The sequence below is a fragment of the Arenibacterium sp. CAU 1754 genome, from assembly GCF_054482635.1.
The window spans coordinates 5,140-24,079 of the sequence record NZ_JBTLRG010000005.1 but is presented as its reverse complement, the minus strand read 5'-3'; the positions used below and the strand labels follow the sequence as shown (position 1 = coordinate 24,079).

Sequence of the window (18,940 nt, the reverse complement as noted above, 5' to 3'; positions counted from 1 at the left end):
CTGACGACATTGTTCTGACCCATGCGGATTTGCCATGCGTATTCTTCTTGTTTGCCTGCTCCTGTTCTTGCCGTTCTCATTGCAAGCACAGCAATCGGATCAACCCGAAGGCACAATCACGGTCGAGGACAGCGCCGCGCAGGATGCCGCCATCGCGGTGCGCATCCGCGATATCCTGTCCGAGCTTGAAGGATTTAAAAACGTTACCGTTACCGTGTCGTCCGGCATTGTCACATTACGTGGCACCACCATCGACAAACCCACGGCGGCACGGCTGAATGAAATCGCCCGCCGGGTCGAGGGTGTGGTGGCCATCGAAAACGAGGTCACCGAAACAACGGATGTCGTGGAGCGTCTGAACCCGGCGGTCGAACGGTTCCGCGTGCGCCTGATGCAGTTTATTGCCTTTTTGCCGCTGTTGACCGTGGCGTTGCTGGCCTTTGTTCTGGTCACCGCGCTCGGCTTTCTGCTTGCGCGGCTGCGGCAACCGTGGGAGCGGATCGCACCCAACCTGTTCATCGCCGATATCTATCGCCAGATCCTGCGCATCGCTTTTGTCGTGGGCGGGGTGGTGATTGCGCTTGATATCCTTGGGGCAACGGCCCTTTTATCGACCATCCTTGGCGCCGCCGGGATCGTTGGTCTGGCCATCGGTTTCGCGGTGCGCGACACGGTGGAAAATTTCATCGCGTCGGTCCTGTTGTCCATGCGCCAGCCGTTCCGCCCCAATGACACGATCGAAATCGAGGGCGACACCGGCAAGGTGATCCGCCTGACCAGCCGGGCCACCATCCTGCTGAGTTTTGACGGCAACCATATCCGCATCCCGAACGCGACCGTTTTCAAAAGCCGGATCGTCAATTTCACCCGCAACGACGAGCGCCGGTTCCTCATCGATCTGGGGGTTGCTTATGACACCGATCTGGCCGCTGCACAGGCGCTGGCGCTGGAAACGGTGCAGGGTCTGCCGTTCGTTCTGGAACAGCCCGCGCCGTCGGTCTGGATCGAGGAACTGGGCGACAGCACAGTTATCCTGAGGGTGGCCTGCTGGATCGAACAGCACAAAACCAGCTTCCAACTTGCCAAAAGCGAGGCATCGCGCCTGTGCCTTGCCGCATTCGATGCCGCCGGGATCAAGATGCCCGAACCCACGTTCCGGATCATCGGAACCGGACTGCCGGGCGCGGAACACATCCCGCAGGCAGCCACCGCCGCACCGGTCCCGGAAGCACCCGCGCCGGAAATCGTCGCGCAGGAGGTCCACGCCACCGCCGAAGCCGAACTGGAAAAGATCGTCGAGACGGAACGCCGCGAACAGAAAGAAGGCGACCTGCTACATCAGGACGCCCCCGAAGAATAGCCGGGCATTTTTTGGCAATTCACCTCTTGCACAGTCGGACAGAGCAGCTTAATTAGCCGCTCACCGTTGGGGTGTAGCCAAGTGGTAAGGCAGCAGTTTTTGGTACTGTGTATCGTAGGTTCGAATCCTACCACCCCAGCCACACACTTTCCTGAATCGAGACCATGCAAGGTGTGCCTGTACTAATGGCGCAGTTTCAAAGGCCTGCGCGGCAGGTGCGTCTGCGCAGACGCTGAACACCCCTGCAAATAGCCCTCAGATCTGCAAAAGTCTGCACTGGCCGAATTCGCCATACGAGGTTGAGGAAGTGTGGATCAGAGAGTCGCCAGAAGCTGGCGCTGTGCAGTCCAGTCCGACGGCAGATCGTGGCGCAGGCACCATTCGGACGTGAAGCCGATGGGCTGCTTGCCATCCAGCACATCCCGAACGATGTCCGGCGCCAGGAAGGCCAGGCCGATCAGTTGCTGGATTCGTCGCTTCGAGGTGTTCTCGGTGCCGACAATACCCGCGAAGGTTTCTCCGGCCTTGATCCGCTCGAACCAGGCATGCGCTTTGGCAATGTTTCGGATCAGGGTTTCGTCTGTGTCCGCTGGAGCATCCGCCAGGATGATCTTGGTTTCCACGCCCCGCTTGCGAAGCTGGAATGGTTTGTTGTGAACAAAGCTGGTGTCGTCGAGTTCGGCCGGATCAGCGTCGATCAGCTCTGCAAGCCTCGTTGCGTCGAGACGAAGCGTCAGTGAACCAGGGGCGATGTCGACCTGCCTGACCAGTTCGAGCAATCTGGGTCGATCAGCCCTGACAGCCAACGACGAGATGGCTTTCGCGTGTTTGCCAATCGCATCTGCGGAGGCGCCCGGGACCAGCCGGACCGCGAAGGTCTGGTCTGACAGGAACGACCGGACGAGATCTGAAGCTTTCTGTTCCAGCTCTTCGGCTGGCAGCCGCCAGGCGTCGGGATGCGGTTGACCACTCTGCGCAACCAGTCGGTGCGAGATATAATACCTTAGCCGAACACCGGCCTTTGTCTTGGAGTGCGAGGGCGTCAGCCGATCACCGGTCTCGTCAAAGAGCTTGCCGCAGAGCAGGCTTTTACGTTGTGCAGAGGATTTGTCACGGCTGCGCGCTGCACCGGCCTGCAAGCTCTCCTGAACCCTGTCCCAACGGTTCGGGTCGATAATGGCCTCATGCTGCCCCTCATAGACCTTTCCCTTGTGCCGGATACGCCCGGCATAGATCGGGTTGGTCAAAATATGATGGATATGGCCCCGGTCGAAGACACTGCCGCCTGTGATCCGTCCGCTGCTCGAGGTTCTGGCACGGCTGCGCAGTTTGAGCCGATCCACCTCCTCCTTGACGGCCCGAACCGTGCCCAGGTGTTCGTAGAGATCATAGAGCGTTGTGATCGTCCTTGCTTCCGGGTCGTTGATCTTCAACGTGCGGCCATCCGGATCATAGCCCATGGGAACGGAGCCTCCCATCCAGAGCCCCTTGCGCTTGGAGGCTGCGATCTTGTCCCGGATGCGTTCCGCCGTCACCTCACGCTCGAACTGGGCAAAGGAAAGCAGCATGTTGAGCGTCAGCCGCCCCATGCTGGTGGCCGTGTTGAACGACTGGGTGACCGAGACGAAGGAGGCGTCGGCAGCATCGAGGATATCGACGATCTTCGAGAAGTCCGCCAGCGACCGCGTCAGCCGGTCGATCTTGTAGACCACGATCTGGTCCACCTGACCCTGCCGCACATGCTCCAGCAGGCGCTGCAGCGCCGGGCGTTCCAATGATCCTCCCGAAAGGCCCCCATCGTCATAGTACTCAGGCTGCAGCACCCAGCCTTCATGCTTCTGGCTGGCGACATAGGCAGCACAAGCCTCCCGCTGGGCATCGAGCGAGTTGAACTCCTGCTCCAGCCCGTCCTCCGAGCTCTTACGAGTGTAGATGGCACAGCGGATTTTCTTCATGGCCTGTCCCCTGCCCTTCCGGCCAGACCAAAGAACCGCGGTCCGGACCAGGTCGTGCCTGTGATGTGCTTTGCAATCGCCGAGAGCGATGCCCAGGTCCGCCCATCCATGAGGTAACCCTCGGACAGTACCTCGACCAGGTAGGCCCGCCCGTTCCATTCCCGCACGAGATGTGCGCCGGGGCGCAGCCTGACCCTTGACGCCTCCGCGACCGGCCGTCCCTCTGCGACGCCGCGCAACACTTTCTTCGTTGCGGCTGGCAGTCCGCCATGCGCCCGACACTGGGCGTCGTAGGTCAGCGAGGTCTCCATGAAGCCGACTGACAGATACGGCGGAGGCGGAGACCCGAAGGCCTCCGCCCACCGCCGGCAGACCCGATCCCTCTCGGGATTGGGCTTACCCGGCACCGGACGTTGCTCCTGCCTGCGCCGGGCTAGTGGTCTTCGGCTCTGCCATGATCCGGTATCGCGTCAGTTTGCCATCTGCAGGCTTCTCCGCAGCGATCACGTATCCGGCCTTGCGAAGTCCGGTCAGCGCGGCGCGTGTCGTATGGTTCTGCCAGCCAAGCTTCTTGCCGACCGCTGCGACGTCTGTGCCGGTCTCGCCGGTCAGCATCCGGATCAGCTGGACCTTCTTCGTATTCTGTCGAGCCGCAGGCTTTGCCCTCGCATTGGTCTTGGGCGGGTTCAATTTAGCGGACTTCATGGCTGTCTCCTTTGCTGAGCTTCAGGAGCGACCTGCTCCTGCTACCAGGCAGAGCCCGGAGATCCGGGCGGAAGGTGACGACCAAGGGGATGCGTCGCTGGAGACAGTACCGCTCTGGCGGCTCGGGAAGTCCAGTCGTTTCTCGACGGAAAGGGCGGGAAGCGGAAGTTCGCTGCGGGCACGGGATGAACAGGCACCAAGTTTGAAAGCCGACCTTTGGGCTGGAACATCGGTGTTCTTTAATTCCACTTGATCAGATCCGCATTCGCGGCACGTCGTTCGGGTCCAATCGCAGCTCGATCAAAAGCGGTTTGTCTCGGGTTTCAATGGGCTTGATCGCCTGACCCAGGTCTTCTTTGGATTCGACCAGTATCCGACCAGGGGAAGTTCAGCACTGTCAGAACGAAGCACGAGCCGAACTTGTTCCTAAAATCGTTCCGATAGGCGTTCCTCGCCGCAGCATCCTCCGGCTCGACGTAGTCCACGTCCAGCTGTCTGGCCCAGGTCTCTGACGCGAGGCCATCGATTCCCACCGCCCCCTCGCAGCGGCGCCCGCTCGACGACAGGACCATCTCCAGATGGCCGTGCTGAAGCATTACCTCCCTGTCGTACCAGACTTCCTTGAAAACACTGCCGGTCCGGGTGTTCGTTGCGTATTTCATCCGCGACCCATCGCTTGAGATCACCTCGTGCGTTTCGTAGTCGCCATCGCGGCGGATTTTTTTGTCTTCGATAATCGTGATCAACTTGCTGGCACTCCTTCCGCACGTCGCACTGCCCGAAAGGCCCTGTTCAGTTCCGAGGGATGGAAATCCAACGTGTCGGGGTAATGGGTTCGGCCGGGCAGTTCGTCGCCCAGGATGTTCAGCCGCGTTGACGACTGGCTTTCGAACCATAGTCGCACCAAACAGTCGATGACCCATGCAGGCACGCGCGGACGCGCATCAGACGACCCGAACATGGTGACCATCCTTTCGGTTCGCGAAGCGGGCATGAAGTGCGGGGCAGCACGAAGGATGAAAGTCGACAAGCCCCGGAGGAACGGGGGCTGCATCAACCCTTTGCGCATGTTTTCGCGCGTGCAGTTCGAGGTGAAGACGCAATAGTTTCCGGTCGTTATGGTCGTTCCAGGCCATCCGCGTCGCGTTGTAGAAAAACAGAATTTCCGAAACCACCGCCTCCCGGTCATCAGCATCCAGCAAGGCCGGGTTCGGACCCTCGTCCACCTGGAAATCGGTGATCAAGCAGTAACGGCAGAACCGTCGCCCGGCGGGCATTTGTTCGAACCTTTCGACCAGGTCGGGCGGGCAATCCGGGGGGAGGTTGTACAAGCTTTGGGTCTCCTCGCAGAAACTGCCGACCAATGTCAGGCCCTCGCCGGGCAGGTTGATCGAGAAGGCGAAATACATTCTTCGATCAACCCCATGAGACATGACGGGCTTGAACCAGCTTGCGGTCTGCCGGTTCCGGACTTCGAAGCCGCCCACCTTGGAGGTCCCGGAAACCGGATGGTATTCGATATCATCAAGTTTCATGCCAACAACCTTTTCGGGCCCCATACTCGCCGCACCACATATCCCGGTCACTCCCCCCACAATTCCTTGACTTGAAGATGCTTCGGCAGCCGTAAACCGGCGGCGTCGAGCCTGGCCATCAGGCGATCGGAAACGAAGAATTTTGGATTGATGACTGTCGGATCGCGCCAAAGGTGGCAATCTCCGATCATTGCGGCATCCAGGACAACCGCACCGAAACTCTTTTTCGTCGGATTCAGGGAAACGAACCGGTCAAACGAAGTTGCAAGGGCAGAGGGATCGGTCTTGTCACGCAGGAAAGCCGCGCAGCTTTGACCAATCACAAGCACGTTCCACGAGCGCCCGTCGGATTTGTCCTTGGGCAGCTGTATGTCGATGTTCCAGAACTGGTGCCGCCCCGGCTCGAGGCTTTCGACGATGTCGCGAACCGCCTGTTCGACGATGATGAAACCGTTTGCAATCCAGAAGATGGAGCCAAGCGCCCGGGGGGTTCTCGGAATGACCAGCTGCGTCGGCTTTTCGTGATCTTCAAGAACCACGTCGCCCGCGCGAAACTTTTCGGTCACGGACAGCCTGTACTTGCTAAAACGGTTGTTAAACGCCGCCCGCTCGGCGTCGGTCATCTGCGTCTGGAAGACTTTGCTCAGCCGTGCGTCGCGATCAGCGAAATCGGCACCTTCGGGCAGGTAATCACCAAAGCCGTTCGGATACATGAAGCCCCAGGCCATCAGGTGTTTCCTTTATTGCGGTCAGATTGTTTGCGTTGCCCGCTGCCTCGCATCACGCCCATGTCAAGCCACCTTCATCTTGAAATTCTTCGGAATGCGCAGCCCCGCCTCGTCGATCGCGGCCTTCAGCCTGTTCGACAGGAACAGGTCGGGCGTATCCAGGCGCCCGATCAGCGGATGCAGCCGCAAATCGTCCGCAATCATGTGTTCGAGCAATGCATCAAGCGCCATTTCAGATAGAGCCACGTCACCACTCCCCAGAGACGTTGGCGACAAAGGCGCCGGACTCATCGATCTTCAGATACACGGGCTTTTGGCGCCAGTTACGGCTTTTCGGGTCGCCGTTGGAAAACCCCGCCGTAAAAATCTTGAAGGCCTTTGACAAGCCCGAGGATTGCGACTTGCTGAAAACGAGCATGCGCAAAATGGTTTCGGCCAACGGCAGGGGCAGCGGCATGGCCGCGTCATCGACCTTGTCGATTTGCATGTGCAGGAACTTACGACCTTCCAACCAGGCTTTGAGCGCCGCGTCCCAGTCAGACATTTTTTTGCCTTTCGGGCGGTTGGCATACGGCAAGGCGGCCTCGGCCTGACGCCGCCCATGCTCCGGCCGGACCTCCAATCGGAAGGTCTGGCCCGGACCTTTGTATTCATAAACGGCTAAGTGGAATCGATCTCCGACCTGACCCAGGTACCTAAGAGTTGCCCCACTGGCATCGTCAATGATCGTCCCGGGGGTGTCGCCAAACCTGAACATCGCGTAATTTCCTTTCGTTCCGACTGTTGGGGGACAGGTCCTCATTGCTCGGTTGCGAAACGGCTTTCCTGTGCCTGGTACCCGGTGACGCCAGCTTCTTTCAGGGCAGCATACAGTTCGTCCGAAATGATGATCTTGCTGGGCAGCATGTCGTCCGCCCAGATGTGCCGGTCGCCAACGGTGCGCCGGTTCCACATCAGGCGTGGCGGTTCATGCGTCGGGCGAAGGTAAGGCTTGCCGTCGAGGAACTTCCCGCCACCTATCGGGATCCTGTAATTTTCAACAAGCCTGACATCCAACTGTTCCCTTACGAGGCCATCCTTGACCAGACAGGACGGCGGCAGGGTCAGCAGGCTGATTTCGCCATCGTAGAGCCTGCCTTTCGGCATATGCACGACCACGGGAGAAAAGCGCAGCTTTCCAGGTTCGAACCGTTCAAGGATCGCCCGCGCCTGTGCATCGGCATAGATCATGTTCGTCGCAAGTGATGTCAGCCCCGGCAAGATATTTGGTGCCGTGGCCAACTTGATATGCAGCGGCAACATGTCATCGGAAGGCACATTGAAACGGGAGAGGTTGGCCTTGGTCAGGTCGTGGTCCGGATGCCACCACCCCGAAATGTCATAGGCGTCGCGACCGTACAGCGTATCGATGATCCGAGGCATCAGTCCTAACCTCCGTCTTCCACCTTGCTTCGCCCCAAGTTTCCTTTCTCAAATTTCGTTCCGGGAAAGAAGGTTGTTAGGGCAAGAAATACATAAACAGTTCCAGAACGATAGCGGTCATACAACACCGTCATTGGGCAGTATTGTGGACTTATGATGGCGACTGCCTGTGGATTGGTTTTCTACAAATGTCTCAAATCGGGCGGACACTTGGCCCGATTAATGAGCCACGGTGCTCAACGGAAAACCGAGAATGTCAGAAACGTCCTCTGCAATGCAGAAACGAATAGGAGCATTGATTGGCAGCTGTGGGCCGCCTGTAACGAAGGGCCGCTTTGAGCCCATTTGGACCAATGCTGCGATTTGCGCCGTTGGCAGCTATCCCAGGAAAGCGGACCCTGCAGAGTTGCGTGCTCTGGTCGCGCCTTTCCCGCCAGTCGCTGTCGTTGCCCTCAATCTGTCGTTACAGTGACGCCGCTCGTAAAAACGGACCTTGGTGGCCCGTGTTGTGTTTTCGAGGTGCCTGCAAAGCTGGGATGGATGTTTAAGACCCACTCACCCCTTCCGAGATGAGGTGGAAACCAGCGGCAAGCCTGCCGATCCGGTCCTGGGACGCTTGGGAAAGTAGCGAAGCTCAGGCACCAACTGGCAATTGTTTGTGGTTGGGAGTTCCAGGCAACCTGGTGACGCGATGCTCGTCAAGTGACGCCTGGCTTTCAGGCCAAGTCACCAGCAATATGGCACAGCCCGTGACTGCATGCGTGGCAAGCGTCTCGGGCAACGCCGCGATCCCGGACTCCAAAAGCCGTTGACTCGGCTTCGACACGTCAACGGCAATCTGAACACGCGCCTGCGCAGGCAGGCCCTGATCCATCATCGCCTCTGATATCCGCGCAGCTTGCCCGACCGACATGTAGAAGGCTGTGGTTGTGCCCGGTCCGGACAGGCGTGTGCAATCCGGCAAAGGGTCCTTGTCATGACCTGTCCCCGTCGCCAGAACCAAGGTGTTGGCCACCCCGCGTTCTGTCAGGCTTTGCCCAAGGGCCGAGGCCGCAGCGGATGCCGCGGTGACACCCGGGACAAGTTCAACCGGGACGCCGGCGGCCCTGGCCGCGTCAATCTCTTCGGTGGCGCGCCCGAAGACCGCGGGATCGCCCGATTTCAGACGCACCACCCGGCGGCCTTTCAGCGCCTCGGCAACGATCATTCGGTTGATCCTGTCCTGAGGCCAGCTGTGTGCGCCGACATGTTTGCCCACGTAAACCCGTTCGGCATCGCGGCGGGCCAGTTCCAGGACCTCTTTGTCGACCAGACGGTCATAGAAGATCACATCGGCCTCCTGCAGGCGTTCGACCGCGCGCAGGGTCATCAGATCGCGCGCGCCCGGCCCCGCGCCGACCAGCGAGACAAAGCCTCGCGCCGCCTCTTGCGGGGGTTCGCCCGAAGCGATGGCCGCCTTGACCTTGCGGGCCGCCTCGCGTTCTCCTCCGCGGACCCAGAGATCACGCGGCGCGCCCTTGAACACCCAGGCCCAAAGCGCGCGCCGTTGTGCGCGGGGCACATGCGCCTCGACGCTGCGGCGCAAGCGCCCGGCCAGAGCGGCCAGGCCGCCAAGGTTTTGCGGCAGCGTCCGTTCGAGGCGGGTCTTGATATCCCGGGTCAGAACCGGCGCGGTGCCTTCACTCCCGATCGCCACGACGATCGGATCACGATCGACGATCGCGGGCGTGGTCATGTCGCACAGCTCGGGCTGATCCACCACGTTCACCGCGCAACCCATGGCCTTGGCCACCCCATGCACCGCCGCATCAAACCCGGGACAGCCGGTGCCGACAAAGACCATGGCCGCGTCCTTGAATAGCTCCGCCGAAATCTCGGGGACATGTTGCGCCTTGCCCTCGGCCACGATCCCCTCAAGCTCGGGTTCCAGATGCGCGGCGACCAGAACGATGGCGGCATCGGTTTTCAGCATCAGCCGGGTTTTTTGCGCGGCCTGTTCGCCGCCACCCACGATGACGACGCGACGCCCGCTGGTGCGAATGAACATGGGAAAGGATTTCATGGCGGGGTCCTTTTCAGGCGGGTTGAAGATGGGCCGACGCGCGCCAGAGCGCCGCGGCACGCTTGGCCGCGTTCGCTTGCCCGAGCGTGTCCAGGGCGAGGGCGGCCGTGCCGACAATGGTGTGTGTTTCGAAGGCCGGAAGCGCCTGAGTGTCCTGCGCCGCGCTGAGTGGTGGGGCCGACGCGGCGGCCAGCCTGCGGGTTTCATCCACCAATGCGGGCAGCGTCGAGTTCCAATGTCGCCCTTGCCGCAGCCCGAATGCCTCGATTTGCTTGGACGGGTGGCGTTCGAACTCGCCACCGCCGCCCTTGATCACGCTCAGGCTGGTCCACCCCAGCCTGGCGGCGGCATCGGCCTGGAGCAGACGATAGGAGGGGTGAAAGACACCCTGCACACTGGCCTGCGCGCGGCCCGGGTTCAACATGCGGCAGACCGTGTTGATGCAGGAGCGCAAGCCCAGAACCTCGCGCAGGGTCAAAAGCCGGAACAGACCGGGATGCAGGGTTTCAAGCGGCAAGTAGGCGATGCCACGGCGATCCAGGAGCTGGTTGGCCTCCTCGGCGGTGCGCGCGGTGGCGATCCCGGCGGCTTCGAGGCCATCGCGCACCTTCCGGTCCGCACCGTTCCAGCCATGCAGCAAGACCCGGTGCCCCGCCTGCGCCACCGTGGTGGCGGAAAACAGGAACCATGGTGCGCCACGGGTGCGGCCCGCCGCGTAGGTTGGCCAGTCCAGATCGACGGCGTCAATCCTGGGCGCGCCGGCCTGCGCCGCGCGGGCAAGCCCGGCAATTTCCCCGGCGGTTTCGCCCTTCATGCGCAACAGCATCAGCAGCGCGCCCACAGCCTCGGGGGCGGCGGTGCCGGACAGCATCAGGCGCATGGCATCATGGGCCTCGGCCTCGGTCAGGGAACGAGATCGCCCCGGACCGCGACCCAGGGTCCGCACATGATCGGCCAGGCTCATTGCGCCGCCTCCGGGTTCCGCAAGCCTTGCAGGAGCGCGGCGATCTCCGGGCGGCATGAGCCGCAATTCGTGCCAGCCCCCAGCGCCTCGCCGATCGCCTCCACCGACATCAGGGATTGGGCTTCGACGGCCTCGACGATGGTGTTCACACCCACCCCCAGACAGGAGCACAGAACCGGGCCCGGGTTCGGCACATCCGACGCCGGGCGACCTTGCAGCACGCCTGCCGCGTCGCTTCCGGGCAATCTCACCAGATAGTCGCGCATCACGGCCACGGGCCGGGGGGCAACGAACAAGGCGCCGATCAAGGTGCCGGACTCGTAAAGGGCCAAGCGAGCCACACCGCGCATCGCATCGATGATCGAGGCGACGTCAGCCTCGGGTGCGCCGAAAAGGCGCTTGGCCTCGGCCTCCCAATCGGGGCAGGGCGTCAGGCCCGCCAGCTCGGCACGATAGCCTTGCGCGGTGCGCGCCACGGCCCAGTATTCCGCATTCGGGGTCATTTCCCCCCGCGAAACGGCAAAGCCATACCATGCCGCCTTGAACGGGCGCAGGGCGACGACACTGGCCTTGCTTTCCGGCTGGCCCGAGACCGGATCGGTCACGGCGGCGACAAGGGCGTCAATCCGGGCGGAGGGGGCGGTTTCGCCTGTCCAATGCATGGGCGCAAACACCTGACCGGGCTGCACCGTGTCGGAGATGCGGGCGCGCAGGATCGCCTGACCTTGCGGGTTGTGCAGCTGCACGAGGTCCGCGGGCTGAATGCCCTGGGCCTTTGCGTCATCGGGGTGCAGGTCGATGAACGGCTCTGGCATATGGGCCGACAATCGCGGAGAGAGCGCGGTGCGGGTCATCGTGTGCCACTGGTCGCGCAACCGCCCGGTGTTGAAACGAAACGGATAGCGCGGCCCGGTTTTCGAAGCGGGCGGCTGGTAGGTCACCGGCACGAAGCGCGCCTTTTCATCGGCATGAAAAAAGCGCCCGTCGGCGAAAAACCGACCGCCTGTGCGCGCCTGCGTGACAGGCCAGCGCACCGGGGTCAGCGCGGCATAGTCACGGTCTTCCAGTTCCGCGAGGCCGGAGATGTCGAAATCCCGTCCGAACTGTCCGGCGATGCCCGACAGCGCCGCATATTCGCGGAAGATCTCGGCGGGGCTGTCATAGTCGAACGCCGGGCCATAACCCATGCGCTGCCCGACCTCGGCCAGGATGGCCCAATCGGGGCGCGCCTGATCCGGGCCGGCCAGAACGCCACGCTGTCGGCTGATCATGCGGTCGGAATTGGTAACGGTGCCGTCCTTTTCCGCCCATGCGGTGGCGGGCAGCACAACATTGGCCAGCCGCGCGGTATCCGTTTGCGCGGTGATGTCGCTGACCACGGTAAAGTCGCAGCCCGCGATGGCGTCGCGCACAGTGTCGGCCTCGGGCATGGAGACGGCGGGGTTCGTGTGGATGATCCACAGCGCCTTGATCCGCCCGTCGCCCACCGCGCGAAACATGTCGACCGCTTTGAGCCCCGGGGCCTCTGGTACTGCCGGAGCCTCCCAGAAATCCCGCACCGCCGCGCGGTGGTCGGGGTTTTCCAGATCGAGGTGACAGGCCAGCATATTGGCCAGGCCGCCCACCTCGCGCCCGCCCATGGCGTTGGGCTGACCGGTGACCGAAAGCGGCCCCATGCCCGGCTTGCCGATCCGGCCGGTGGCGAGGTGACAGTTGAGAATGGCGTTGACCTTGTCCGACCCCGAGGTCGACTGGTTCACGCCTTGGGAATAGATCGTCACGACCTTTTCGGTTCGCATCCAAAGCTTGCAAAAGGCGGTGATCTCATCCTCGTTCAACCCCGTGACCGAGGCGTCATCGCTTTGTGCCGCCGCCAGCGTGTCGTCGAACCCTTGGGTGCGTGCAAGATAGGCCTTGTCCAACGCACCGCCCTGGGAAATCGTGGCCAGCAGCCTGTTGAACAGCGCCACATCGCTGCCGGGCTGCAAGGCCAGATCCATGTCTGCCCCATCGCAGCTTGCCGTGCGCCGCGGGTCGATCACGACGGTCTTGGTGCCGCGCTTTTTCCGCGCGGCCATCAGGCGCTGATAGAGCACTGGGTGGCACCAAGCGAGGTTGGAGCCCACCAGAACCACAAGGTCGGCCTCGTCGATATCCTCGAAGGTGCCGGGCACGGTATCGGTGCCAAAGGCGCGCTTGTGCCCTGCCACGCTGGACGCCATGCAGAGCCGGGAGTTGGTGTCGATATTGGCCGAGCCGATGAAGCCTTTCATCAGCTTGTTGGCGACATAGTAATCCTCGGTCAGCAACTGGCCTGAAACGTAAAGGGCGACGCTGTCGGGGCCATGCTGCGCGATGGTGTCGGAAAACCGGTCCGCCACCAGTTGCAGCGCCTTGTCCCAGCCGGTCTGCTGCCCGTTCACTTGTGGCGCCAGCAGGCGATGGTCCAGCCCGACCGTTTCGGCAAGGGCCGATCCCTTGGAGCAAAGCCGCCCGAAGTTTGCCGGATGCTCAGGGTCGCCGCGCACATCAAGCCCGCCCTGCCCATCAGGGCGCAAAAGCACCCCGCAGCCCACGCCGCAATAGGGGCAGGTGGAGCGTGTTTCCGGCAGGCCCGACCCATCCATCACGCGGCACTCCGCTTGCCGACCGCCTCACCATCCAGCAGGATACGCGCGCCGTCCAGACGCACGGGATAGGTGGCAATGCGGCCATCCTCGCCCTGCGCTTCGCCCGAGTTGAGGTCGAAAACCCAGTTGTGCAGCGGACAGGTGACGGATTGCCCATGCACGATGCCCTCGGACAGCGGCCCGCCCTTGTGCGGACAGGTGTTGGAGGCGGCAAAGATCTCGGCCTGCGCCGTGCGAAACAGGGCAACACAGCCCACCGGAGTTTTCACCACCCGCGCCCCGCGCAGGGGGATGTCGTCGATATGTCCAATGTCGATCCAGCTCATTCTGCGGCCTCCAGTGTCAGATCTGCCAAGGGCGCATAACCTGCCGCGTGGGTCTGCGCGTGCTGGGCCCACGGGTCCTTGCGATAGATGGATTGTGAAAGCTCGAAGGCCTCGATCAGGCGGTTGCGTTCCTCAAGGTCCGAAATCCGGTCTTTCACCCAGTCCAGCCCGACCTTAGCCAACCATTTGTAAGGCCGGTCGAGATATTTGGCATTCTCGCGGTACAGCTGCACGAAGGCGACGGTCACCTCGATCGCCTCGGCCTCGGTGGGCACATCGACCAGGCGTTCGGTCTCCTTCAGGTCCATGCCCGCCGCCCCGCCGACGTTCACCTGATAACCACTGTCGACACAGATGATGCCGACATCCTTGCAGGTTGCCTCGGCGCAGTTGCGCGGACATCCCGAGACCGCCAGCTTGACTTTGTGCGGCGTCCAGGATCCCCAAAGCGCCTGTTCCAGCTTGATGCCAAGCCCGGTGCTGTCCTGCGTGCCGAAGCGGCAGTGATCGGTGCCAACACAGGTTTTCACCGTGCGCAGCCCCTTGGAATAGGCATGCCCCGAAACAAGCCCGGCTCGGTTCAGATCCGCCCATATGGCCGGCAGGTCCTCGCCCTTCACCCCCAGCAGGTCGATCCGCTGCCCGCCCGTCACCTTGACGGTCGGCACGTTGTACCTGTCGGCGGCATCCGCGATGGCGCGCAACTCATCGGGGTTGGTGATCCCGCCCCACATGCGCGGTACCACGGAAAACGTGCCGTCCTTCTGGATGTTGGCATGCTTGCGCTCGTTGACGAAGCGGCTTTGCGGATCGTCCTGATACTCCAGCGGCCAGTCGGCCAGCAGGTAGAAATTCACCGCGGGACGGCAGACATGGCAGCCGTTCGGGGTATTCCAGCCCAGTTCCTGCCAGACGGCGGCTTGTGATTTCAGCTCCTGCGCCTTGATCAGGCGGCGCAGGTCCTCGTGGCTGAGGTCGGTGCATCCGCAAACCGGCTGCGCCGTTGGGACCTCGAACTCGTCGCCTAGGGTGACCTGCAACAGTTGCTCGACAAGCCCGGTGCAGGTGCCACAAGAGGCGCTGGCCTTGGTTTGGGCCTTGACCGCGTTCAGATCGGTCGCGCCACCTTCGATGGCATCCACGATCTTGCCTTTGCAGATGCCGTTGCAGCCACAGATTTCCGCGTCACGCGGTAACGCTGCAACGGCTGAGAGAGGGTCCACCTGGTCCCCCCCCTGATAAGCCTGGCCGAAGATCAGCGTGTCGCGCATCTCGTCGATCTCGGTGCCGTCCTTGATCAGCCCGAAGAACCAATTGCCGTCGGCGGTGTCGCCGTACATCACCGCACCGACAAGCCGATCGCCTTCGACAACCAACCGTTTGTAGATGCCGCGCGCGGGATCGCGAAACACGATGTCTTCGCGCCCTTCGCCTTCGGCGAAATCACCGGCGCTGAACAAATCACAACCGGTGACCTTGAGCTTGGTGGCAATGTCCTTGACGACGAAAGCGTCGGGTTGATCCTTCAGGGCTTGGGCAAGCACCTTGGCCTGATCGTAAAGCGGGGCCACGAGGCCAAAGAGGTGACCGTCGAATTCCACGCATTCACCCACGGCGAAAATGTCCGGGTCCGAGGTTTGCATCTGCGCATTCACCTCGATGCCACGGGCCACCTCGATCCTGGCATCATTGGCAAGCCGGGTTTCGGGCCGAATTCCCACCGCCATGACGACAAGATCGGCCTCCAGACCGGTGTTGTCCTCCAGCAGCACCCCTTCGACATGATCGTCGCCCAGAATGGCGGCAGTCGACGCCTGGGTCTTGATGGTGATCCCGCGCTTTTCCAGATCGCGCCGCAGAAGATAGCCTGCGGCCTCGTCCAGTTGCCGCTCCATCAGGTGGCCCATCAGGTGCAGCACAGTCACCTCCATGCCGCGTTCGACCAGGCCAGCGGCGGCTTCAAGGCCCAGAAGCCCGCCGCCGATCACCACCGCCTTACCGCCCTTTTGAGCCGCCTTTATCATGGCGTTGGTATCGTCCAGATCGCGGTAGGTAATGACGCCCGGCAGGTCCTTGCCCTGAACTGGGATAATGAAGGGGGCCGACCCTGTGGCGATAATCAGCTTGTCATAGGGCACATGGCCATTCTGTCCTTCGACGACTTTCATCTCCCGGTCGATGGCGACCACGTGTTCGCCAAAGCGGCAGGTCACGCCATGCTCTTCGTACCAATCCGCGTCATGGGTAACGATCTCGTCATAGGTCTTTTCCCCCGACAGAACGGGCGAGAGCATGATGCGGTTGTAGTTGCCGCGCGGCTCGGCGTTGAACAGGGTGATGTCAAAAGCACCGGGGCTGTCCTCGACCAGGTGTTCGATTACCCGGCCCGAGGCCATGCCCGCCCCGATGATAACCAGTTTCTGTGTCATGTGTTCACTCCGCCGCTATGGCCTTTTGGGCCGGTTTTTTGGGCTTGGCGCCGTGTTCGTATTCTTCAAGGAAGTCGAGCACCTCTTGCCGGTAGGTGTAGTAATCGGGATGCTCCAACAGCGCCTTGCGCGTGCGCGGGCGCGGCAGGTCGACCGACGTGATCTTGCCGATGGTGGCCTGCGGCCCGTTGGTCATCATCACCACGCGGTCGGCCAGCAAGATGGCTTCGTCCACGTCATGGGTGACGCAGACCGCGGTCACCTTGGTGCGGCTCCAGACCTCCATCAACACTTCCTGCAACTCCCACCGGGTCAGGCTGTCGAGCATTCCGAAGGGTTCATCCAGAAGCAGGAGTTTCGGAGAAAGCGCAAAGGCGCGGGCGATGCCCACCCGCTGTTTCATGCCGTTCGACAGGTCGGTGGCGGGCTTGTCCATGGCGTCGGCCAGACCGACGCGTTCAAGGTAATATTCCACCACATCCTGCCGCTCGGCCTGGGACGCCCTGGGATAGACCTTGTCCACCCCGATCGCCACGTTCTCCTTGGCCGTCAGCCAGGGAAACAGGTTGGGCGATTGGAACACCACGGCGCGCTCGGGGTCGGCCCCTTCCACGTGGCGGCCGTCCAGCTTGATCGCGCCCTTGGAAATCTCGTTGAGGCCGGCCGCCATGGTCAGAACCGTGGACTTGCCGCAGCCCGAATGACCAATCAGTGAAATGAACTCGCCCCGGTCGATCTTGAGGTCGAAATCCTCGACCACGGTCAGGGGACCCTTGGGGGTCGGATAGATCTTGTGCAATTGCGAGAAGTCGAGGAAGCGGGAGTCGATCAACCCTTTCTGGGCTTTCTGCACCGCCGTCGGCACACCGTGGATGGGTGTCACATCCGGCAATTCGCGCGTGCCCTCGACCTTGGCCTCGATGCCTACATCCATCAGGTATTTCGTCACCTCGGCGCGCAGGCGCTTGAGGGTATCGTCATGGTTCATGGCACTGCGGTCGCGCGGGCGCGGGATGCTGACCTTGAATTCCTCGCCCAGCGTCCCGTCGGGATTGAGCGCGATAATCCGGTCGGCAAGTATGATGGCTTCGTCCACATCGTTGGTGATCAGGACGCAGGTTTTCTTGTCGGCCTCCCAGATATGCTCGATCTCGTCGGCAAGGTTGGCCCGGGTCAGGGCATCCAGCGCCGAAAGCGGCTCATCCAGGAGCAGCACCTCGGGGCTCATTGCCAGTGCACGGGCGACATTCACCCGCTGTCGCATACCGCCCGACAGTTCCGCGGGGCGGCGGCCGGCGGCATGGCTGAGGCCCACCATGCCCACGTAATGCGCGACCTTTTCGGCCTTCTCCGCCTTGCCGAGACCCGGGAAAACCGTGTCCACCGCAAGCCCCACGTTGCCGTTCACCGTCAGCCACGGCATCAGCGAGTAGCTTTGAAAGATCACCCCGCGCTCCGGGCCCGGACCGGTTATCGGCGTGCCCTTGAACGACGCGGTCCCTTTGGTGGGGCTTTCAAGCCCCGCCATCAGGTTGATCAAGGTGGTCTTGCCGGTGCCCGAGAAACCGAGGATCACCAGAAACTCGCCCTCGGCTACCTCAAGGTCGATCCCCTTGAGCACATCCGTCTTGTGTGTGCCTTCGCCGAAGGATTTGCTGACATTGTCGAACTTCAGAATGCTCATGTCGCTCACCGGTTGTTCGTGAAGGTGAAAAGGGATTGCAACGCGTACATCACCCGATCCAGCAGGAAGCCGATGATCCCGATGGTGAAGACTGCAACCATGATCTTGGCGAGGCTGGAGCTTGATCCGTTCTGGAATTCATCCCAGACGAACTTGCCGAGGCCGGGGTTCTGGGCCAGCATTTCCGCGGCGATCAGCACCATCCAGCCCACGCCAAGCGACAGGCGCAGCCCGGTAAAGATCAGCGGCAGGGCCGACGGCAGAACCAGCTTGGTGATCTTGGTCCAGGTGTTCATTTTCAGAACTTTGGAGACGTTCACCAGGTCCTTGTCGATGCTCGCCACGCCAAGCGCCGTATTGATCAGCGTGGGCCAGAGCGAACAGAGGGTCACGGTGACGGCCGAGATGATGAAGCTTTTGGCGAAAAGCCCGCCCTCGGTCGCGGCCAGCGCGGAGACGATCATCGTCACGATGGGCAACCACGCCAAAGGCGAAACCGGTTTGAAAATCTGGATCAGCGGATTGAGACCCGCATTCGCCGTCGGCGAGAGACCGGCCAGAATACCCAGGGGGACGGCCACGACCGTAGCCAAGAGGAAGCCGAAGAACACCGTCTGGATCGAGGTCCAGATCTGCTGATAATAGCTGGGCGCGCCGGTGTAGGCGCGTTCCTTGGGTTCGCGGCCGCTGGCGATCAGCCGTTCGTTGAGCTGGTCGACCTTGGCCTGGAACGCGGCGCGTTTTTCCGCCTTGGCCTGGGCATCTTCGTGCAAGTTGACGGCCTCTTCCCAAACCTGTGCTGGTCCGGGCACGGCCCCGAGCGATGTTTGCACCTTGGGCGCCAAGGTGCCCCAAAGCAGCAGGAAGGCACAGATCGCCAGCAGCGGAACGGCCAGCAGGCGCCAGATTTCCTTGACCTGGGCTTTTGGGTTGTCACCGGCGGCAGCCTTGAGAACCGGGGTCATCCAGCTAAGGCCAAGCACCTGAAACCATTTGTCTGCGGCGTTGATCCGGGTGAAGAGACGGGCCCGGCGGGCCTCTCGTGCCTCTGTATCTGCGAATTCGGGGTCGACGGTTGTCATGGGAAATGTCCTTGATGTCAGGTATCGGTGGCGCCGCGTCTCGGGTTATCGAGACGCG

At 61.9% G+C, this 18,940-nt stretch carries 17 protein-coding genes and 1 tRNA gene; 2 read left to right on the top strand and 16 right to left on the bottom strand.

The window, feature by feature from the left end; genetic code table 11:
- The first annotated feature begins 34 nt into the window (after window positions 1-34).
- Window positions 35-1,360, top strand: a complete 1,326-nt coding sequence (locus ACXYMO_RS16680; protein ID WP_458879866.1) for a mechanosensitive ion channel domain-containing protein — start codon at window positions 35-37, stop codon at window positions 1,358-1,360.
- Between the two features lie 67 nt (window positions 1,361-1,427).
- Window positions 1,428-1,502, top strand: a tRNA-Gln gene (locus tag ACXYMO_RS16675).
- A gap of 172 nt (window positions 1,503-1,674) precedes the next feature.
- Here the strand turns inward: ACXYMO_RS16675 and ACXYMO_RS16670 are convergent.
- The 16 genes from ACXYMO_RS16670 to ACXYMO_RS16595 form a co-directional block, all read right to left on the bottom strand.
- A complete protein-coding gene (locus tag ACXYMO_RS16670) occupies window positions 1,675-3,315 on the bottom strand; it encodes a recombinase family protein (RefSeq protein ID WP_458879865.1) in 1,641 nt (546 codons plus the stop codon).
- On the bottom strand, window positions 3,312-3,722 hold the full coding sequence (locus tag ACXYMO_RS16665; protein WP_458879864.1) for a DUF2924 domain-containing protein: 411 nt from the start codon (window positions 3,720-3,722) through the stop codon (window positions 3,312-3,314). Before ACXYMO_RS16665 ends, ACXYMO_RS16670 begins: the two co-directional genes overlap by 4 nt.
- On the bottom strand, window positions 3,712-4,020 hold the full coding sequence (locus tag ACXYMO_RS16660; RefSeq protein WP_458879863.1) for a DUF3489 domain-containing protein: 309 nt from the start codon (window positions 4,018-4,020) through the stop codon (window positions 3,712-3,714). The genes ACXYMO_RS16665 and ACXYMO_RS16660 overlap by 11 nt, the downstream gene beginning before the upstream one ends.
- Before the next feature lie 323 nt (window positions 4,021-4,343).
- Window positions 4,344-4,766 carry a hypothetical protein gene (locus ACXYMO_RS16655; RefSeq protein ID WP_458879862.1) on the bottom strand — a complete coding sequence of 141 codons (423 nt, stop codon included), beginning with the start codon at window positions 4,764-4,766 and terminating at the stop codon, window positions 4,344-4,346.
- Between the two features lie 198 nt (window positions 4,767-4,964).
- The gene (locus ACXYMO_RS16650; protein ID WP_458879861.1) at window positions 4,965-5,555 is read right to left on the bottom strand and encodes a hypothetical protein; all 591 of its coding nucleotides are present in this window, start codon (window positions 5,553-5,555) and stop codon (window positions 4,965-4,967) included.
- A 47-nt stretch (window positions 5,556-5,602) separates the two neighbouring features.
- Window positions 5,603-6,283, bottom strand: coding sequence for an imm11 family protein (locus ACXYMO_RS16645; protein ID WP_458879860.1), 681 nt, complete (start codon window positions 6,281-6,283; stop codon window positions 5,603-5,605).
- Between the two features lie 63 nt (window positions 6,284-6,346).
- On the bottom strand, window positions 6,347-6,529 hold the full coding sequence (locus ACXYMO_RS16640; RefSeq protein ID WP_458879859.1) for a hypothetical protein: 183 nt from the start codon (window positions 6,527-6,529) through the stop codon (window positions 6,347-6,349).
- Window position 6,530: 1 nt separating this feature from the next.
- On the bottom strand, window positions 6,531-7,040 hold the full coding sequence (locus ACXYMO_RS16635) for a hypothetical protein (protein ID WP_458879858.1): 510 nt from the start codon (window positions 7,038-7,040) through the stop codon (window positions 6,531-6,533).
- A gap of 41 nt (window positions 7,041-7,081) precedes the next feature.
- Window positions 7,082-7,705: a hypothetical protein gene (locus ACXYMO_RS16630; protein WP_458879857.1), complete on the bottom strand. Its 624-nt coding sequence runs from the start codon at window positions 7,703-7,705 to the stop codon at window positions 7,082-7,084.
- A gap of 634 nt (window positions 7,706-8,339) precedes the next feature.
- The gene (gene cysG / locus ACXYMO_RS16625) at window positions 8,340-9,767 is read right to left on the bottom strand and encodes a siroheme synthase CysG (RefSeq protein WP_458879856.1); all 1,428 of its coding nucleotides are present in this window, start codon (window positions 9,765-9,767) and stop codon (window positions 8,340-8,342) included.
- Window positions 9,768-9,780: 13 nt separating this feature from the next.
- A complete protein-coding gene (locus ACXYMO_RS16620) occupies window positions 9,781-10,731 on the bottom strand; it encodes a glycosyl transferase family protein (protein WP_458879855.1) in 951 nt (316 codons plus the stop codon).
- Complete coding sequence (locus ACXYMO_RS16615; RefSeq protein ID WP_458880149.1) at window positions 10,728-13,358, bottom strand: molybdopterin-dependent oxidoreductase; 2,631 nt, start codon at window positions 13,356-13,358, stop codon at window positions 10,728-10,730. Before ACXYMO_RS16615 ends, ACXYMO_RS16620 begins: the two co-directional genes overlap by 4 nt.
- On the bottom strand, window positions 13,358-13,687 hold the full coding sequence (gene nirD / locus ACXYMO_RS16610; RefSeq protein ID WP_458879854.1) for a nitrite reductase small subunit NirD: 330 nt from the start codon (window positions 13,685-13,687) through the stop codon (window positions 13,358-13,360). The genes ACXYMO_RS16615 and nirD overlap by 1 nt, the downstream gene beginning before the upstream one ends.
- The gene (nirB, locus tag ACXYMO_RS16605) at window positions 13,684-16,116 is read right to left on the bottom strand and encodes a nitrite reductase large subunit NirB (protein WP_458879853.1); all 2,433 of its coding nucleotides are present in this window, start codon (window positions 16,114-16,116) and stop codon (window positions 13,684-13,686) included. The genes nirD and nirB overlap by 4 nt, the downstream gene beginning before the upstream one ends.
- A 4-nt stretch (window positions 16,117-16,120) precedes the next feature.
- Complete coding sequence (locus ACXYMO_RS16600; protein WP_458879852.1) at window positions 16,121-17,800, bottom strand: ABC transporter ATP-binding protein; 1,680 nt, start codon at window positions 17,798-17,800, stop codon at window positions 16,121-16,123.
- A 5-nt stretch (window positions 17,801-17,805) separates the two neighbouring features.
- A complete protein-coding gene (locus ACXYMO_RS16595) occupies window positions 17,806-18,882 on the bottom strand; it encodes an ABC transporter permease (protein WP_458879851.1) in 1,077 nt (358 codons plus the stop codon).
- Window positions 18,883-18,940: the final 58 nt, after the last annotated feature.

Bases quoted from the DNA above. Each gene is read 5' to 3' on its own strand.
- ACXYMO_RS16660 (WP_458879863.1), bottom strand. From the start codon at position 4,020: ATGAAGTCCGCTAAATTGAACCCGCCCAAGACCAATGCGAGGGCAAAG.
- ACXYMO_RS16620 (WP_458879855.1), bottom strand. From the start codon at position 10,731: ATGAGCCTGGCCGATCATGTGCGGACCCTGGGTCGCGGTCCGGGGCGA.
- ACXYMO_RS16600 (WP_458879852.1), bottom strand. From the start codon at position 17,800: ATGAGCATTCTGAAGTTCGACAATGTCAGCAAATCCTTCGGCGAAGGC.
- ACXYMO_RS16670 (WP_458879865.1), bottom strand. From the start codon at position 3,315: ATGAAGAAAATCCGCTGTGCCATCTACACTCGTAAGAGCTCGGAGGAC.
- ACXYMO_RS16630 (WP_458879857.1), bottom strand. From the start codon at position 7,705: ATGCCTCGGATCATCGATACGCTGTACGGTCGCGACGCCTATGACATT.
- nirB (WP_458879853.1), bottom strand. From the start codon at position 16,116: ATGACACAGAAACTGGTTATCATCGGGGCGGGCATGGCCTCGGGCCGG.
- nirD (WP_458879854.1), bottom strand. From the start codon at position 13,687: ATGAGCTGGATCGACATTGGACATATCGACGACATCCCCCTGCGCGGG.
- cysG (WP_458879856.1), bottom strand. From the start codon at position 9,767: ATGAAATCCTTTCCCATGTTCATTCGCACCAGCGGGCGTCGCGTCGTC.
- ACXYMO_RS16635 (WP_458879858.1), bottom strand. From the start codon at position 7,040: ATGTTCAGGTTTGGCGACACCCCCGGGACGATCATTGACGATGCCAGT.
- ACXYMO_RS16595 (WP_458879851.1), bottom strand. From the start codon at position 18,882: ATGACAACCGTCGACCCCGAATTCGCAGATACAGAGGCACGAGAGGCC.
- ACXYMO_RS16645 (WP_458879860.1), bottom strand. From the start codon at position 6,283: ATGGCCTGGGGCTTCATGTATCCGAACGGCTTTGGTGATTACCTGCCC.
- ACXYMO_RS16615 (WP_458880149.1), bottom strand. From the start codon at position 13,358: ATGGATGGGTCGGGCCTGCCGGAAACACGCTCCACCTGCCCCTATTGC.
- ACXYMO_RS16650 (WP_458879861.1), bottom strand. From the start codon at position 5,555: ATGAAACTTGATGATATCGAATACCATCCGGTTTCCGGGACCTCCAAG.
- ACXYMO_RS16680 (WP_458879866.1), top strand. From the start codon at position 35: ATGCGTATTCTTCTTGTTTGCCTGCTCCTGTTCTTGCCGTTCTCATTG.